The following is a 16,894-nucleotide window of genomic DNA, read 5'->3' on the forward strand; positions in this document are numbered from 1 at the left end:
GTGGGAATGTATCGGGTTTGTGAAGGGGGATATCATGCACGAAGAGGAAGTAACGAAATCTATTCTCTCAGCCGCTAATGGTGATGAAATAGCTAGAGAACGATTAATTAAACATTATAAAGCCTACATTATTCATACCGTTGGTCACATTTGCAAAAGGTATATTACATGGAGTGACGAGGAATCTAGTATTGGGTTGCTTGCTTTTAACCGTGCAATTGATACGTATGATATTCATGCCGACAAATCTTTTTTAAATTACGTCTATTTATTGATCAAACGGTCATTAATTGATCATTTTCGTCAGGAGCAGAAAGCGATGCACATTCCGCTGGAGGTTCAAGCGGATGATGATTCCACTATTAATGTTTATGAAGTAGAAAAGTCTATGGAATCGTACCAGTTATCTGTTAGGCAAAATGATTTGATCGAAGAAATAAATGAGTTACGGGAAAAGCTTGATGATTATGGTGTTCGGTTTGAAGAATTAGAAAATTTCTCGCCTAAACATCGCCGAACAAAAAGAAAACTATTAAAACTAGCGGATGATGTAATGCAAGCTAACGATCTAGTAGAATTGTTTGTGCAAAAAAAGCGATTGCCAGCAACCGAATTAATTAATCGATATGGTCATCGACGGAAAACAATTGAACGGCACCGAAAATATATTGTAACGCTTATCTTATTGAAATTGCATCCGGAATGGAAACAACTTTCTGCGTACATTGAAGTACCAGTTGGAAGTGAGGCAAAAGTATGAAAATAAAAACGTATCAAGGCATAGTGATGGAAATTACCAATGAAACGATTACTTTGTTGTGTAATGATGGTACTTTTAAAAATGTTCCTCGTTCCAAACATGAAATGCCAATGATTGGAGACTTATATACACATGTAGAAAAGCAACGACCAAGTTTTATGGATGCCAAATATGTTTCGGTTGTAGCGGTAATGCTTCTTGCAATTATAACGTATGCTTTCTTTCCTTTTACCCAAGAGAGCGAAGCGTATTTATATGCCGTTGATATCAATCCTAGCATTGAGATTTATGCAAATGAACAATTGCAGGTCACATCAATTCAGTCTCTAAATGAAGACGGACAAAAAGTAGTGGATGCAATTGCGAATCAAAAGCAACATATCGATGTTATTCTAGACGAGATAATAGATATTTCGATTTCGCAAAACTATTTAGCTAAAGATGAAAAAGGCATGGTTGCTTTAACAGTTGTCCCATTGCATGATCAATTGGAATTTGATGACCGGGATACTAGCCAACGTATGAATCAATCGATCCAAACACATGAAATTGATGCGGATGTCTCGGTAGAAAAAGGGACAAAAGAATTAGTAGATGAATCAAAGCAAAAGGATTTATCTGTTAACAAATATCAAGTGTACAAACGGTTTGAGCAAGATGAGGTTGAAGTGGACCTGGAGGAATTAAGAAACACGTCTATTCCAGCGTTCATGAAAGAAGTGAAGGAAAAACAAGGTCAAAACAAATCTAACAATGCCAATCCAAATGATAAAACGAACAATGGAAACCAGCATGGAGTTAGCAAAGATAAATCCGAGCCAAATACTAAATCGAATCATCCATCCAATCGATCGAACCGTCCCGAAAATCGTCCAAATGAAAAACGCAATAACCAATCAAACCAACAAAAACAAGGACCGTCTGATCAATCGGATCAAGTGAAAAAACAACAGAACAAAGGCAATCAAAATAGTGCAAATCGTGAAAAACAAAAACATAACCATTCCAATCAAGGAAATGTTAGGAACAATCAAAAGGGGAAGTCAGAGCAGAAGAACAATAATGGTAATCGCAACTCAAATAGTCGTGCAAATCAAAGTGCGGAAAAGCAACAAAATGAAGGAAAAGGTGGAAAACCTTAGAAATGTTTTTCTGATATTATATAGAAGTTATGGCCAATAATAATGTGAAACTTCAATCAGTGGGGCTTTCATCCCTCACTGATTGTAAGTATCGCAAGGAGAGACCCGCTGGCCCTTGAACAGAATCGGACATTTACTGCCAGTTACATACGGGATAAAATAGCGTGAAATGACTACTACATTGTCTAACAATTAGTAGTCATTTTTTATTAGTAAATGTTATATTTGACTATTGCTGTATTAGATTTGACAAAGTAGAAAAACAACTTGATTCGTTTCAATTTAACAATGGATGCTTACTATTATGTTAGAATAAATATGGCTATTGTGAAGTATTGTAGGCATATTTAGCGACTTTGGGCTAAATGTCTAATGCACAGCTATTTAGGTGGGGAAATTATGCTTGATACTATATTAACGGAAAAGTTTCATATAAATCTGGCTTTATCCCGATGCAACCGTCCGTAAGACTACAACTTCAAGCTTGAAGTGAATTAGGTGGGAGTAAACCTTTCGCTTTCACCCCGAATGGTTCAACTAACACTCAGTGCGGGAAGAGCAAAAAACCCCACGGAGTGAAGTTTCATTTTACGGTCATTAAAAAAGGAGTGAGGATATGTCATGTTTAAACAACCACGTCGTTCTGGTCACCGGGGCTAATCGAGGACAGGGGAAAGCTATTGCTCAACACCTTGCCACGTTGGGGGCTATGGTAGGGGTTGGTGCTCGAAACTATGATGAGGCTAAAATAGTGGCTAGGATGATTGGAGAAGATCGAGCAATTCCAGTCCAGTTAGATGTCACAAAACAATTAGAGTGGAAATCAGCGGTTGATAAGGTGATAAATAAGTTCGGAAAGCTTGATGTATTAGTGAATAATGCCGGATCTCTAAAACGTAAAGCCTTTATAGAGACAAGCGTAGACGATTATCAACAGTTGATTAATGTTAATCAACTTGGTGTATTTATGGGGATGCAAGCAGTTATTCCTCAAATGGAGAAGCAGCAAAAAGGCTCCATAATAAACAATGTGTCTATTTCTGCATTTGCGCCAATTAGCCAGTCTTCTGTCTATGCTGCGACAAAAGCGTCTGTGGTTGCAATGTCAAAAGCTGCAGCTATTGAGTTAGGGCCAAAAGGAATTCGAGTAAATATGGTTCATCCAGGCGGAGTTGAAACAGAAATGGCTACTAAGGGCAAGCATGTTCCTACATATTATGATTCAGTACCTTTAGGACGGATTGGACAACCAATTGAAATTGCACGTGCTGTAGCATTTCTTGCCTCTGATGAAAGCTCTTATTGTACAGGTACCGAAATTGTTGTAGACGGTGGAATGACACTAGGTACTTCAGATGAGTGATTTATACTTTTAGTAGATAAATTAAAAATTTGAATTAGCCCACTTTGATTAAAGGAGGCATGGAAAAAGAGGAACTGAGTATTTGGAGAATGTCGTTTGTTCCTTTATTTGTGACAAAAGTCGTGTTAAGAAATTACGTAAGTTTACCTGGTTTTTTCGTATAAAGAATTATTAGGAGGGAATATTTTGAAGAAAATAACATTGATCACTTTGCTATTACTGTTTTCTTTTGTACCACTTACCTTTGCACATTCTCATTTAGAGAGTTCTATACCTGCAGATGGTGAGGTTATTACAGAAGATATAGAGAAAATAACATTAACTTTTGATGGGAAGATTGAACAAGGAAGCACATTTGAATTGCTGGGACCGAATGGACAAGCTGTTTCCATTGAAGAGCTTACCGTTAATGATACTGAAGTGATCGGAACAATTGCGAATGATTTGGAAAATGGAAATTATCAAGTTGTTTGGAGTATTATAAGTGCTGACGGGCATCAAATGGAAGGGGAGTTTTCATTTGAGATAAATGTAACTGAGGCGGAATCACCATCAGCTGATACCAATAATGAAGAAGACTCGGTGAATGAAAATGGTGAAGATGGGCAAACGAACAAAGAAGAAAATAATGAGCAAGATACTGAACAGAATGCGACCAAAACAGAAGATAGAACAGAAAATGATGTTGCAGGTGGTGAAGTAGAAAATGAAGATTCATCCAATCCTGTTCCTGTTATCGTGTTCGGATTAATAGTGGCTATCATTATCTTCTTTTTCGTATTAAGGAGAATGAAGTAATCAATGTTTTTGGTAATTATTAGCGAATTAACTTTATATCTCTGTTTTGCAATATTAACGGGGAGTTTCATATTATCATTGGTTCCTAGGCAATTTCGTCCGGATGTTTTTGTGAGTAAAAGATATATGATTATGGCAACAATTGGTGTAGCTTTATTTTCCTTTACACCTGTACTCGTTTTGATTTTGAATTTGCAAGAGAACTTAGGATGGCAAGCTGGACTACAAACCGTATTATTAACGTTTGACATTGGAAACGCATGGATTTTTACGACAATAGTTGTTATGGTTTTGTTTGTTTTTATTGTTACTTTTTATCAACCGGTACAAACAAAATATTCTTGGGCTGGATGTCTTTTAACATTTATTTTAATGATAGGACTTGCATGGTCCAGTCATGCAAGTTCTTTGGAACAAGCAAAAGGTGTTTTAACCCATCTGGCTCATTTCACGGCGGTTAGCATTTGGATTGGTGTTTTGTTTGTAGTTAGCTGGTTTTCCAAAAATTATGTGAATTGGTTGCAATTTCTGTATTGGTTTACTCCCATTGCCATTGGGTGTGTTCTAGTGACAACAGCTTCTGGAATACTTCTAATGTCGTTTTTTATGGATCTATCCCAATATCCAGATTCATGGACAGTTGATTATGGGCAATTTCTATTAATAAAACATTTACTCATTATATCGTTATTTGTCTATGCTGTTGTTAACGGTATATTTATCCGTAAAAAATTAATAAAGGCTAAAAATTTCAATCCTATTCCATGGGTGAAAGCTGAAAGTATTGTTGCACTTCTTATTTTTTCCATAACTGCGGCAATGGGCCAACAAGCTCCCCCAAGTGCTAGTACACCGGAAACTGATGGGCTGTCTTTCCTTTTTGAATTCTTTTATCAAGGGCAGTATTATCCCGGTATGGAAGTTCAATTGAGTGTCAATATGTTGAGTATATTTCTTATTATCATTGCACTACTATTTTTGGTCATGATTTTTTACGCTTTCTTTAAAAAAGCATCGACAATGATTACATTTTTGCTGAGTGTCCTATTTGTCTGTTCAAGTTATTTAGCTTTAATTATGAGTATTAGTTGATTAAAAAAAGATGACCATCAAAAAAGGTCATTTGGGGATGGATACATTAAAAGAGACCAAATGACTCGCAGCTGTTATAGCTTTGCTGTTCGCAATGCAGTGCAAGAAGAAGTTAAGGATGCTGCCTAACAGGGTCAAATATTAGAAAGAAATGAAAACGATTGGTCAAACAGTACATGTTAATTAGCAGTAATGGAGAGCTTGATAAATGTACTATCCAGTTGATTCAATATTAATCAAGGAACGTCAGTAGGTATGAAAAACATACAAAATCATGTAGTGGTCGAAAAAGGAACCTAGCGTTGGAACATAAATCAAATCGAAATATAGATTGAGGTAAAATTAGAAGCAAATGATGTAACGCAAATCATTCAAGGAGTGGGGGACACAAGTTTGTTTCCTAACTTGTAAAAGGAGTGTGTTTATTATGGTTGGAGTAGAAATAGATATGGTTGTGAAAGATAGCTTAAAAGCACTGGAGTTATATGAAAATATATTTGATACAGAGCGTGTGGAGGTTTCAAACCTTCCTCATGGTGAAAATGAGGCAGTTTTCACCCTATACGATGTTCGCTTTCATCTATTAGATGAAAACCCAGCATTCCATTTAATTGCACCAACAATAGACGATCCTAAAACGAGTTGGGTTAATGTTACTGTTCCAGACATTAAAGGGACCTATACAAAAGCGATGGAAGTAGGGTGTACAGAGGTACAAGCAGTGACGGAAATTCCTGACTACGGAGTAACGAACGCCATATTCATGGACCCGTTTGGTTATATATGGATGTTGCATCAAGTACATAAAGAGGTTAGTCATGAAGAACGGATCAAGCTATGGGAAGAAAAAAAGAAGAATTAACAATGGGTATACTTAATATAAGGAATGGGAGTAGTTTGACCTCCCGTTTGAAAGTGACGCTAGACAAGAAAGTTCTGCCAACAGTAAAAAACGTACTCTGATTTAATTTTTCTCAGGGTACGTTTGTTTCATTACCTTAAAATTTTCGTCTAAATCCTTCTTGTTCTAAGTAACTAGTGGCCCCGCTATAAGTAGGAAAGGTTCCGTCTAGCATGTCGTCCGCATAAATATTCCATAGATCAAAGTCATGAACAAGCGTTAGCACTTGTTTTTCTTCATTGATCCATTCTTCTTCAAAAAGGTCTTCTGAAAGTGAAGCGATCGATTTTTCTATTACCTCGCGAAGCTCATTCTCTGTGAAATCGCGAATGTTAATCATGCCCTTGTTATCCACATCATAATCAAGGTTGTCCATTAGTTCCCCATAAACAAAGCCATTTCCATTAGGATGAAGGCGGTAGACAACAATCTTTTTCTCATAGATACTATCTGGATAGTGAAAATTCACTCGCCCAAGTGATATATCGTTGCGCTCCAATTCAAGAAAAGATTCAATAATTTGTAATTTGTGTTCAAATGTAAGCATAATACCTCCAAGATGTTGCTAGTAATAAATGTATTATTATTATAACACTTTTTTGGATAGGTTACGCGTGATTTTCTTGGAAATGCGCGTAAATATGGTTAGGTTGCGCGTAATATCGCCTAGATACGCACCATTAAGGTCAATCTATACGCAACGAATACTAGTATCCATACTTTTTATTGGAGAAATTTAGTTTTGTTCATTAAAATTTAATATAAATGATCTATGATAAGGATACTGACCTTATAGATTGGAGGAACCAAAAATTTCAACTGCAAGCATTGCTAAATTATTTTCCATTGGTATCATCATTTTATCTATAGCCATTGGTTTTGTTTTTTACTATATGATGAGTGATCGCGACAAACAGCAAAAAAAACAACAAATCGAGGAGCTCACCTCGCAATTTGTTAATCTCTTAATTTTTATCTGGTTAGCAAAAATTTTATTACATGCATCTATCTTTATTGAAGATCCGATCGCCATTTTAGCATATCCTAGTGATTCAAGTTCGTTTTACTTGGCAATTGTAGCGACGGTTCTATTGTTGGTCATCAAGTTTAAACGTAAGCAAATGGACATGCTTGTCTTTTTAGATGCATTTGTTCATGTGTTTTTAGTTGCATCGTTTGTCTATGATTTTATCCAACTCATTTGGAACGACAATACGTATGCATTAGGGCCGTTGATGTTAGTAGCCGGTTTACTTTTGCTATTTGTATTTATTCGTGGACGGTTTCCTACAGCTACGGTTATACTCATGATAGGTGTCCTATGGTCGTTCGGATTGATGGTGTTAGCATGGACTCAAGCCTTTGTAACTGTATTTGGTTACATGATGGAACCATGGTTTACTGGAATCGTTTTATTCGTAAGTATCACTATTTTCATATACAGAAAGAAGGGATTATAAGTGGGAGCAATTGAAGCAGATACGATGTGGTTTGTCGGTATGTTTTTAGCAATTGGTGCAGGTGCAATATCGTTTTTATCACCATGCGTATTACCGATTTTTCCAGCATATTTATCTTATATAACAGGGATTAGTGTGAAAGATTTAAAAGAAAATCAGAACCTCCAAGTCCGTCGTAAACTGTTAACGCATTCTTTATTTTTTTTACTCGGTGTCTCGATTATTTTCATCGGATTGGGTGCGGGGGCATCGTTTTTAGGGCAATGGATTAAGCAGTTATTGATTGGGAATTCAGGAGAATTGATTCAGCGTATTGCTGGTATTTTTATCATATTTATGGGTTTGTTAACGGCAGGGTGGATTCAGATTCCTGCCTTAATGAAAGATAAACGTTTCCACCATACCAAAAAGCCAACAGGCTATGTAGGGACGTTTTTTGTTGGACTTGGTTTTGCTGCAGGTTGGACACCATGTATTGGTCCAATTTTCGGTTCCATTATTTTATTAGCCACAAGCGATCCTGGTCATGGTTTATTTTACTCAGTAATGTATGTAATTGGCTTTGCCTTACCATTTATTGTGTTAACCTTTTTCCTCGGTTCGACAAGGTGGATTGTTAGGCACAGTCAAATCATTATGAAGATCGGTGCAGTGATCATGATTATCATGGGATTGTTTTTATTCAGTGGTGAGATGGAAAGAATTAGTACATTTTTACTAAAATTAGTCCAAGATACATGGTTTGCTAACCTTGGTTAGGAGGAGCTACATGAAAAAAACGATATTACTTGTCATCATCGTTGGCATGCTTGGTTGGGCTGTTTATGACTTTATCGCTTCAGCAAATGACGATGATATCACCGTACTTGACGGGGAAGAAGGTACAATGATTATTTCTCCATCGCCTGATCAAGGGGAGGACGTTGAACAAGCAGAGGATGTTGGACTTGAAAAGGGAGAGATCGCACCAGATTTCGAACTCCAAACATTAGATGGTGAAACAGTACGGTTGTCGGATTATCGTGGCCAACGTGTGATGGTTAACTTTTGGGCGACATGGTGTCCACCATGTCGAGCGGAAATGCCAGATATGCAACAGTTTTATGAAGAGAAGGATGTTGCAGTACTTGCGGTCAATTTAACTTCAACCGAAACAAGTATAGAGGATGTCCGTGAATTCATAGAAGAAATGGGGTTAACTTTCCCTATACTAATGGATGATGAAGGAGAACTGGCAGCATCTTATCAAATTCAAGCATATCCAACATCTTATATGATTGACTCCAATGGTCGTACCAGCTTTATTGCACAAGGACCAATGAATGAAGAACAAATGGTACAACAGTGGGAAAACATGGATTAATTCTTTTACTTCTATTCAATTGTTCTTTACAATAATGATAGATATACATTATGGGAAGGAAAGGATATATAGATGAAAAAACGTTGTTTCCTACTTTTTTTATTTGTTGCTAGTGTTGTATTACTCGCTGGCTGTGGTGACATTGAAACCAACATGTCAAGAGATGTACAAGATTTTGAATTTACAACCCAAGACAATGAAACACTAGCATTAGAAGATTTAGAGGGTGAATGGTGGATTGCAGATTTTATTTTTACAAATTGTACAACTATCTGTTTACCAATGACGAGCAATATGTCAAAACTCCAAGATCGTCTCAACGAAGAGGATTTAGACGCCCAACTTGTTTCGTTTAGTGTGGATCCAGATTATGATACACCAGAAGTGTTAACAGAGTATGCAGAAGACTATCAAGCAGATTTATCCAATTGGACGTTTCTAACTGGTTATGATTTTGAAACAATTAAAGAGTTGTCGATTAAATCATTTCAATCATGGTTAGAGGAAGCTCCAGAGGGAAGTGATCAAGTGACACATGGTACGAAATTCTTTTTAGTCAATCCAGAAGGAAAAGCAATTAAATTCTATGATGGTACACAGTCCGATGAGATTGAAACGATTATAGAAGATTTGAAGAAAGTACAATAGATTCTAAAAATGTCATTCCATTTGATGGAGTGGCATTTTTTGTTGCTTTGTAAGGGAATGCGTGTTTTTAAAAATGAGTTTATACTGCGAAAAATAGGATAATTCCGTAAAACGGAGACAGAATTTCGCAAATACGCCGATCCCATCCTCATCCGCAATGTTATCATTTTTTTAATAATTAGGTAATCCGTCAAGACACTTCCACTCTACTTTGAATCGATTATAGATAGGGGGAGGTATACAAAAAAGAGTGGACAAGAATTCAATAGAAAGGACGTGGGTGATATGGCTGTCACATTTAGTTGGCCGACAGATACGAGGCGTATTACTAGTGGGTACGGACAGCGGTGGGGACGATTGCATAGTGGGACAGATATTGCGGATTCAGGATATCATGAAGTTTTTGCAACAGCAGATGGAACTGTCACGACATCTGTACACTCAAATAGTTACGGAGAATACATCATCTTAGAGCATGAAGTAGATGGGATTATTTGGGAAAGTTTATATGCCCATATGCGCTCTAGATCTCGCCGTGTATTTAAAGGGGATCGTGTACGCCAAGGACAAACGATTGGTGTAATGGGTAATACGGGTAATTCAACTGGTCAGCATCTTCATTTTGAATTGCATCGCGGTCGTTGGAACTCACAACGATCCAATTCTGTAAATCCTACTGATTATTTAGAAAAGGAGATTTCAATTGATTACTATGCGACTGGTGATCTTGGTCCTGCAATCGGAAACCTCCAATCGCTTTTAAACAAACTTGGTTTCTATCATGGCGCGATTGATAACTCGTTTGGGCCTTTAACAGAACAAGCTGTCCGAGATTTTCAACAAGATCAAAACATCACGGTTGATGGATACGTTGGACCAATCACACAAGCAAGATTAACAACAGCAATTAAAACATATCCGCTACCGGATGGGGTATATAATCGCTGGCGTCACGGAAGGCAACAGCTAGATGCCGTAAAACAAATACAACGAGCACTAAACGCAGCAAATTTCCGCGTTGGGACCGTTGATGGTTATTATGGTCCGAAAACAGAGGATGCTATCAGGCGATTTCAATCGATGTATTCTGATTTAAAAGTTGACGGGGTGTATGGACCAAATACGAAAGCAAAACTGGATGAGGAAGTGAATGACTAAATTTACTGTCCCGAAACAATCGAACGGGAAGAATTTCGGGCTATAAAAAAGATGTCGCACATCGAGTTTGTGTCAATACCCGCAACTTAAGTAGATTAACAGGTTATCTAATCTGAGCATAGCCCTATGTCATAGTCAAATAGACTAGGTCATTCACATATTATACTAGATTGATAGACAAACACCTTTCCAAGTTAACCTTCTCTTTCATAGATTACAACATCTGAGAGTAAAGGAGGTTTTAAAGGTGTTTGGCTATTCAATGGTACAAATGGTCCGCACACATGCAATAAAAATGGATACCTCCCTGCGTAATGAAGTATTAAATTTGTATAAACCATTCCGCTGGGTTCCATGTTTTATGCATGGATGGATTGAAAAACGAATAAAACGTCATAAACGAATGTCCGTTGTCATTCAATTTGAAAAGGGTTCCTATTATAAAGGGAAAAATACAGTAGCTAGTATGATGTCCAACCAACCTACTTGTTCAATTAGACATGAATTCCGAAGTATTTCTTGCTGCAGTGTAGATTTAACCCCAGAGGCATTAGAAATCATGCTGAATAACTGTAATACTATTCGTAAAGTGTATCTCAATCGAAAGGTCGAAGCATTATTAGACCATGCAGTTCCTTCTGCGAATGCAGAAAATGTCGTTCGAAATGGAACAACTCTAACAGGAAGAGGAACAACCGTAGCAGTGATAGATACAGGGATCCAACCTCATCAAGATTTGGAAGGACGTATAACAGCATTTACAGATTTTATTAATGACCGTACAGATGCTTATGATGATAATGGACATGGTACCCATTGTGCAGGTGATGTGGCTGGTGACGGATCGGCTTCAGGTGGAACTTATGCTGGACCTGCTCCGGAAGCGAATGTTATAGGTGTCAAGGTATTAGATAAAATGGGGTCTGGGTCATTAGAAACGGTGATGCAAGGTGTTGAGTGGTGTATCGATTACAATGCAAGTAACAACACAGACCAAATTGACATTATTAGTATGTCTTTAGGTTCACCAGCACAGCGATATGGGACGGAAAACGATGATCCGATGGTGCAAATAGTTGAGCAGGCTTGGGACAGCGGCATTGTAGTATGTGTAGCAGCTGGAAATGAAGGGCCAGATCCACGTACAATCGCTAGTCCAGGGGTCAGTGATCAAGTCATAACTGTCGGTGCATTAGATGATCGTAATACTTCAGAAACAAGATCTGATGATGATGTGGCAAACTTCTCGAGTAGAGGACCAACCATTTATGGTGTAACCAAGCCAGATATATTGGCGCCAGGTGTGAATATCGTTTCTTTAAGGGCGCCAGGATCCTATCTAGATAAAATTCAAAAAACTAGTCGTGTCGATACGGATTATTTTGTGTTATCGGGAACATCAATGGCAACACCAATTTGCGCAGGTGTTGTTGCCCTCATGAAACAACACGATCCAAATTTAACTCCTCTTCAAATAAAAACACAATTAAAAGATGGAGCGGTTTTATGGGAAGATCGAGATCCGAATATCTACGGTGCAGGGTATATTAATGCGGAAGAATCAATCCCAGGATAAAATTCTTTCAATAAAATGCCAGATACGAATGATCTATTTGTGTCTGGCATTTCTTTTTGACGGCGTGAAAAGAACTAGGAGAAACACATTGCCCGAATCAGAATAACTGTGAGAGAAAAGCAATTAATAAGTCTATACGTAATACATGCTAGGGTATAAAGTTGTGTTATTTTGATTTACCTTTAAAATACTTATTTGCTGCCTGCATGTTACAAAAAGTGAGACCTCCAACTTTAATGTAACAGCGAGGACAAAGAGATTTTTTGGTATACATACAATAGCTAGTAGCTCGCTGACTACAATAATGACACTTTTCCATTAAAACTCACTCCGTTTCTAGTAATTTGATTACTACTATCAATTTATGAATGATGAGATCGATGTATTCTAGCGATCTGGTATTGTTGAAGATCCTTACTATAAAATGGCTTTGTAAAAGTGTCATTTCACAATGGATATAAAAAATTCCGATGTAACGTTTGTTCGGATGGGTGAAAGTGGGCTCTTATTCCGTTACTTCGCAAATACCTCCAGTTTGTGGAATGGCTTGGATCTTCATTCTGATATCCTCCCCGCTTACCTACTCAAAGTTGATTGCAAAATCACAACGTGCAAAATGAACCTTTAAAAAATATAAATAAGGATGTTGACATAATACCTGCAGGGGTATACAATGAGAATTGTCAGGCGGACACGACCGGCTGTTCAGCAGTAACGAAAAATGACTAACAAATGCCGAAAGAGAGAGGGTTGACATCCTAGGTTATTTTTACTATTATAATACCCATAGGGGTAACCGTACTGGTCAAAAAATCAAATACTAATTTTTAAATATAACAAGGAGGACTTTATTATGTCTGAGAACAAAAAAACAACGATTGTCTTATTTAGTGGTGATTACGATAAAGCAATGGCGGCATACATCATTGCCAATGGTGCTGCAGCATATGATCACGAGGTAACGATTTTCCACACTTTCTGGGGATTAAACGCACTGCGTAAAGATGAGAATGTACCAGTTAAAAAAGGATTTATGGAAAAAATGTTTGGGAAAATGATGCCACGAGGCGCAGATAAGCTTGGCCTATCAAAAATGCAATATGCTGGCTTGGGGCCAAAAATGATTAAAGGTGTTATGAAAAAACACAATGCCTTGCCATTGCCACAGTTAGTTGAGATGGCACAAGAACAAGATGTAAAACTAGTAGCATGTACGATGACAATGGATCTACTAGGTTTACAAAAAGAAGAATTGTTAGATGATATTGACTATGCAGGTGTTGCTGCCTATTTAGGTGATGCGGAAGACGGTAATGTAAATCTATTTATCTAATAAATAGAAGGGAATATTCCCTTCCTAAAAGGAGCCAACAAAATGGAATATATCAATTATCTTTTACTAGCACTGATTGTATTTTTTATTGTAAAACGGTTTATACCAACAATAGGCATTACCAACATTTCAACAGCAGAATTGAAAAATCAATTAAATGATAAAAGTAAACAATTTGTCGATGTTCGCACACCTGGTGAGTTCAAGGGGAACCATATTAAAGAGTTTAAAAATATTCCGCTTAACACATTAGTACAAAAAGCAGAAAAGCAATTATCCAAAGACGAAGAAGTCGTTGTGATTTGTGCGAGTGGGATGCGTAGTCAAAAAGCTAGCAAACTATTAAAAAATGCAGGATTTACAAATGTAACCAATGTTAAAGGCGGAATGAACGCTTGGCGTTAAGATCTAGGGGGGAGACAACTATGAAACAACTAACAGCTAACGAAGTAAAAGAACTTTTAACAAAGCAAGACTTAAATATTGTAGACGTTCGAGAAGTTGATGAGGTGAAGGAAGGGAAAATCCCTGGAGCGATGAACATCCCCTTAGGGCTATTAGAGTTCCGTATGCATGAACTTGATAAATCAAAAGAATATATTATGGTATGCCGCTCTGGTGGTCGAAGTGGTCGTGCATCACAATTCCTTGAAAGTCAGGGCTTTAAGATCACCAACATGACAGGTGGTATGCTTGCGTGGGAAGGTGACGTAGAATAAGGTTGTTCTACGCACCTGTCCAACAGGTGGAAATTTTTTTAATTAAAAATATACCCTAATAGGTATTTGGAGGTTGTAATATGGAACAATTAAAAGCGGATCATTTGTTAGATGCAAAAGGGTTAGCATGCCCAATGCCAATCGTGAAAACTAAAAAAGCGATGAAAGATGTAGAAGCAGGGCAAGTCATCGAAGTGCAAGCAACAGATAAAGGCTCAAAGGCTGATATCGAAGCTTGGGCAAACAGTGCTGGACATCAGTATTTAGGAACAATTGAAGAAGGTGAAACATTAAAACACTATCTAAGAAAGTCTACTGATGAAGAAACAGTAGAAAAGAAACATCCACATACCACACCAAATGAAGCGTTACAAGCGAAGTTAGCAGACAATGTGGTTGTGCTTGATGTAAGAGAAGCAGCAGAATATGCATTTAATCATATTCCTAACGCGAAATCTATTCCATTAGGAGAAATTGAAACGCGTATGGATGAACTGAACAAAGAAGATGAAATCTATGTGATTTGTCGTACTGGAAGTAGAAGTGACTTAGCGGCACAAAAATTAGCGGATAATGGCTTTAACCATGTTGTGAATGTATTACCAGGTATGAGTGAGTGGTCTGGAGAAACAACCAAATTAACCTAAGGAGGAAGTATAATGAATAATATTACCGTTTATACAACCACACAATGTCCATATTGTGTGATGATGAAAAATTTCTTAGTAGATAAAAATATCGAATTCACAGAGGTTAATGTGGAAAAGGATCCTCAATCAATGCAACGTGTGGTGCAAACAACAGGACAAATGGGGGTACCACAGACAGAAATAAATGGTAAATGGGTATTAGGGTTTGATCCAAATAAAATTATGGATGCATTAAAAAAGTAAATCAAAATTTTTTAATTTCAATTATACTACAGGGGGTAATTTGAAAATGGCAGTAAACGCAATGAACGCAAGTGATGTAACGAAAAAGGTGTTTAACAAAGAAGAATTATTTATCTTAGATGTTCGTAATGAAGATGCTTTTGCAGATTGGAAAATTGAAGGGCATAACTTTGACTACTTGAACATTCCTTATTTTGAACTATTAGATGGTGTAGAAGAAATTATCGAAAAACTTCCATCAGACAAAGATATCTTAGTTGTCTGTGCCAAAGAAGGTTCATCTGTCATGGTAGCAGAAATGCTTTCTGATGAAGGTTTAGACGTATCTTATCTACAAGGTGGTATGAAAGCATGGAGTGAACACCTAGAGCCTGTAAAAGTTGGCGATCTAAATGATGGTGGGGAACTGTATCAATTCGTACGTATCGGAAAAGGGTGTCTTTCTTACATGGTTATCTCTAATGGGGAAGCGGCAATTATCGATGCGACACGTATGACAGATATTTTCCTAGATTTTGCTGAAGAAAAAGGTGCGACAATCACGAACGTATTTGATACGCACTTACACGCAGACCACATCTCTGGAGGAAGAACGATTGCAGAGAAAACAAATGCAACGTACTGGTTACCTCCAAAAGATGCAACAGAAGTTACATTTGAATATGAGGCATTAGAAGGTGGAAATGTTGTAACAATCGGTAACACAGCAATCGAAATTCACGCACTCTATTCACCAGGACATACGATTGGATCTACTTCATTCGTAGTAGATGAGAAATATCTAATGTCAGGGGATATTCTATTCATCGACTCGATCGGCCGCCCAGACCTAGCGGGACTTGCTGATGATTGGGTAGGTGACTTAAGAGAAAGTCTATATTCTCGTTATAGAGAACTATCTGATGAATTAGTTGTTCTGCCAGCACACTTTATGATTATTGATGAATTAAACGAAGACGGATCTGTTGGTGAAAAACTAGGTAAACTATTCGCTGAAAACCATGGCTTGAACATGGAAGACGAAAACGAGTTTAGAAGAATCGTGACAGAAAACTTACCACCACAACCAAACGCGTACCAAGAAATTCGTGAAACAAACATGGGTAAAATTACACCAGAAGAAGAAAAGCAAAGAGAAATGGAAATCGGACCAAACCGTTGTGCGGTGAGATAAGAAGATTTTAATTGAAAAAACGTGTATATCTGGAGGCGATAAAGCTCCAGATGTACACGAAAAGCTGGGAAACGTGCACATTAGAGAGAGAAAAAGCTCTAGATGTACACGAAACTGCAAGAAACGTGCACATTAGCGTGAAAAAAAGCCCCAGATGTACACGAAAAGCCGGGAAACGTGCACATTAGAGAGAGAAAAAGCTCCAGATATACACGAAAAGCCGAGAAACGTGCACATTAGAGAGAGAAAAAGCTCTAGATGTACACGAAAAGCCGAGAAACGTGCACATTAGAGAGAGAAAAAGCTCTAGATGTACACGAAAAGCTGGGAAACGTGCATATTAGAGAGAGAAAAAGCTCCAGATATACACGAAAAGCCGAGAAACGTGCACATTAGCGTGAAAAAAAGCTCTAGATGTACACGAAACTGCAATTAATCTTTATATCTGAATCAAATTTAGGCATTAATATACACGTTCGCTCTCAAGAGAGAAACAAAGATCATATTAATTAAA

At 37.5% G+C, this 16,894-nt stretch carries 19 protein-coding genes; 18 read left to right on the forward strand and 1 reads right to left on the reverse strand.

The features are described 5' to 3' along the window. Positions 1-34 precede the first annotated feature (34 nt). From FCI53_RS07210 to FCI53_RS07240, 6 genes are all read left to right on the forward strand, one after another. Positions 35-760, forward strand: coding sequence for a sigma factor (locus tag FCI53_RS07210; RefSeq protein ID WP_138417326.1), 726 nt, complete (start codon positions 35-37; stop codon positions 758-760). After that, complete coding sequence (locus FCI53_RS07215) at positions 757-1,902, forward strand: anti-sigma-I factor RsgI family protein (protein ID WP_138417328.1); 1,146 nt, start codon at positions 757-759, stop codon at positions 1,900-1,902. Before FCI53_RS07210 ends, FCI53_RS07215 begins: the two co-directional genes overlap by 4 nt. A gap of 616 nt (positions 1,903-2,518) precedes the next feature. Then, a complete protein-coding gene (locus tag FCI53_RS07220; protein ID WP_138417330.1) occupies positions 2,519-3,265 on the forward strand; it encodes an SDR family NAD(P)-dependent oxidoreductase in 747 nt (248 codons plus the stop codon). Between the two features lie 186 nt (positions 3,266-3,451). Then, entirely contained in the window at positions 3,452-4,063 is a 612-nt protein-coding gene (locus FCI53_RS07225) for a copper resistance CopC family protein (protein WP_171038099.1), read from the forward strand. A gap of 111 nt (positions 4,064-4,174) precedes the next feature. Continuing rightward, positions 4,175-5,155 (forward strand): copper resistance D family protein, encoded by a 981-nt coding sequence (locus FCI53_RS07230; RefSeq protein ID WP_246050037.1) that lies wholly within the window; start codon positions 4,175-4,177, stop codon positions 5,153-5,155. 427 nt (positions 5,156-5,582) lie between these two features. After that, positions 5,583-6,017 carry a VOC family protein gene (locus tag FCI53_RS07240; protein WP_138417336.1) on the forward strand — a complete coding sequence of 145 codons (435 nt, stop codon included), beginning with the start codon at positions 5,583-5,585 and terminating at the stop codon, positions 6,015-6,017. A gap of 136 nt (positions 6,018-6,153) precedes the next feature. On the opposite strand, the gene FCI53_RS07245 is transcribed toward FCI53_RS07240, so the two are convergent. Continuing rightward, positions 6,154-6,603, reverse strand: a complete 450-nt coding sequence (locus FCI53_RS07245; protein ID WP_138417338.1) for a hypothetical protein — start codon at positions 6,601-6,603, stop codon at positions 6,154-6,156. A 250-nt stretch (positions 6,604-6,853) separates the two neighbouring features. Between FCI53_RS07245 and FCI53_RS21670 the strand changes: the two genes are divergently transcribed. From FCI53_RS21670 to FCI53_RS07305, 12 genes are all read left to right on the forward strand, one after another. Continuing rightward, positions 6,854-7,516, forward strand: coding sequence for a hypothetical protein (locus FCI53_RS21670; protein WP_210238484.1), 663 nt, complete (start codon positions 6,854-6,856; stop codon positions 7,514-7,516). After that, positions 7,517-8,275: a cytochrome c biogenesis CcdA family protein gene (locus tag FCI53_RS07255; protein WP_138417340.1), complete on the forward strand. Its 759-nt coding sequence runs from the start codon at positions 7,517-7,519 to the stop codon at positions 8,273-8,275. A gap of 10 nt (positions 8,276-8,285) precedes the next feature. After that, positions 8,286-8,879: a TlpA disulfide reductase family protein gene (locus FCI53_RS07260; protein WP_138417342.1), complete on the forward strand. Its 594-nt coding sequence runs from the start codon at positions 8,286-8,288 to the stop codon at positions 8,877-8,879. 72 nt (positions 8,880-8,951) lie between these two features. Continuing rightward, on the forward strand, positions 8,952-9,527 hold the full coding sequence (locus tag FCI53_RS07265; RefSeq protein ID WP_138417344.1) for an SCO family protein: 576 nt from the start codon (positions 8,952-8,954) through the stop codon (positions 9,525-9,527). Positions 9,528-9,812: 285 nt separating this feature from the next. Continuing rightward, complete coding sequence (locus tag FCI53_RS07270) at positions 9,813-10,685, forward strand: peptidoglycan-binding protein (RefSeq protein WP_138417346.1); 873 nt, start codon at positions 9,813-9,815, stop codon at positions 10,683-10,685. Positions 10,686-10,932: 247 nt separating this feature from the next. Further along, positions 10,933-12,261 carry a S8 family peptidase gene (locus FCI53_RS07275; protein WP_138417347.1) on the forward strand — a complete coding sequence of 443 codons (1,329 nt, stop codon included), beginning with the start codon at positions 10,933-10,935 and terminating at the stop codon, positions 12,259-12,261. Positions 12,262-13,114: 853 nt separating this feature from the next. Then, positions 13,115-13,594 carry a DsrE/DsrF/DrsH-like family protein gene (locus tag FCI53_RS07280; RefSeq protein WP_138417349.1) on the forward strand — a complete coding sequence of 160 codons (480 nt, stop codon included), beginning with the start codon at positions 13,115-13,117 and terminating at the stop codon, positions 13,592-13,594. A 42-nt stretch (positions 13,595-13,636) separates the two neighbouring features. After that, positions 13,637-13,999 carry a rhodanese-like domain-containing protein gene (locus FCI53_RS07285; protein WP_138417351.1) on the forward strand — a complete coding sequence of 121 codons (363 nt, stop codon included), beginning with the start codon at positions 13,637-13,639 and terminating at the stop codon, positions 13,997-13,999. Positions 14,000-14,019: 20 nt separating this feature from the next. After that, positions 14,020-14,313, forward strand: coding sequence for a rhodanese-like domain-containing protein (locus FCI53_RS07290; RefSeq protein ID WP_138417353.1), 294 nt, complete (start codon positions 14,020-14,022; stop codon positions 14,311-14,313). Between the two features lie 80 nt (positions 14,314-14,393). Next, the gene (locus tag FCI53_RS07295; RefSeq protein WP_138417355.1) at positions 14,394-14,960 is read left to right on the forward strand and encodes a sulfurtransferase TusA family protein; all 567 of its coding nucleotides are present in this window, start codon (positions 14,394-14,396) and stop codon (positions 14,958-14,960) included. 12 nt (positions 14,961-14,972) lie between these two features. Continuing rightward, a complete protein-coding gene (locus tag FCI53_RS07300; RefSeq protein WP_138417357.1) occupies positions 14,973-15,206 on the forward strand; it encodes a glutaredoxin family protein in 234 nt (77 codons plus the stop codon). A 46-nt stretch (positions 15,207-15,252) separates the two neighbouring features. Continuing rightward, complete coding sequence (locus FCI53_RS07305; protein WP_138417359.1) at positions 15,253-16,380, forward strand: MBL fold metallo-hydrolase; 1,128 nt, start codon at positions 15,253-15,255, stop codon at positions 16,378-16,380. Positions 16,381-16,894: the final 514 nt, after the last annotated feature.

Origin of the sequence: Aquibacillus sediminis (assembly GCF_005870085.1) — a bacterium.
GTDB lineage: Bacteria > Bacillota > Bacilli > Bacillales > Amphibacillaceae > Aquibacillus_E > Aquibacillus_E sediminis.

What these genes read in the sequence shown, in the direction of transcription:
- FCI53_RS07300 (WP_138417357.1), top strand. Translation starts at nt 14,973, where the DNA reads ATGAATAATATTACCGTTTATACAACCACACAATGTCCATATTGTGTG.
- FCI53_RS07295 (WP_138417355.1), top strand. Translation starts at nt 14,394, where the DNA reads ATGGAACAATTAAAAGCGGATCATTTGTTAGATGCAAAAGGGTTAGCA.
- FCI53_RS07270 (WP_138417346.1), top strand. Translation starts at nt 9,813, where the DNA reads ATGGCTGTCACATTTAGTTGGCCGACAGATACGAGGCGTATTACTAGT.
- FCI53_RS07215 (WP_138417328.1), top strand. Translation starts at nt 757, where the DNA reads ATGAAAATAAAAACGTATCAAGGCATAGTGATGGAAATTACCAATGAA.
- FCI53_RS07210 (WP_138417326.1), top strand. Translation starts at nt 35, where the DNA reads ATGCACGAAGAGGAAGTAACGAAATCTATTCTCTCAGCCGCTAATGGT.
- FCI53_RS07220 (WP_138417330.1), top strand. Translation starts at nt 2,519, where the DNA reads ATGTCATGTTTAAACAACCACGTCGTTCTGGTCACCGGGGCTAATCGA.
- FCI53_RS07305 (WP_138417359.1), top strand. Translation starts at nt 15,253, where the DNA reads ATGGCAGTAAACGCAATGAACGCAAGTGATGTAACGAAAAAGGTGTTT.
- FCI53_RS07240 (WP_138417336.1), top strand. Translation starts at nt 5,583, where the DNA reads ATGGTTGGAGTAGAAATAGATATGGTTGTGAAAGATAGCTTAAAAGCA.
- FCI53_RS07285 (WP_138417351.1), top strand. Translation starts at nt 13,637, where the DNA reads ATGGAATATATCAATTATCTTTTACTAGCACTGATTGTATTTTTTATT.
- FCI53_RS07245 (WP_138417338.1), bottom strand. Translation starts at nt 6,603, where the DNA reads ATGCTTACATTTGAACACAAATTACAAATTATTGAATCTTTTCTTGAA.
- FCI53_RS07290 (WP_138417353.1), top strand. Translation starts at nt 14,020, where the DNA reads ATGAAACAACTAACAGCTAACGAAGTAAAAGAACTTTTAACAAAGCAA.
- FCI53_RS07280 (WP_138417349.1), top strand. Translation starts at nt 13,115, where the DNA reads ATGTCTGAGAACAAAAAAACAACGATTGTCTTATTTAGTGGTGATTAC.
- FCI53_RS07265 (WP_138417344.1), top strand. Translation starts at nt 8,952, where the DNA reads ATGAAAAAACGTTGTTTCCTACTTTTTTTATTTGTTGCTAGTGTTGTA.
- FCI53_RS07260 (WP_138417342.1), top strand. Translation starts at nt 8,286, where the DNA reads ATGAAAAAAACGATATTACTTGTCATCATCGTTGGCATGCTTGGTTGG.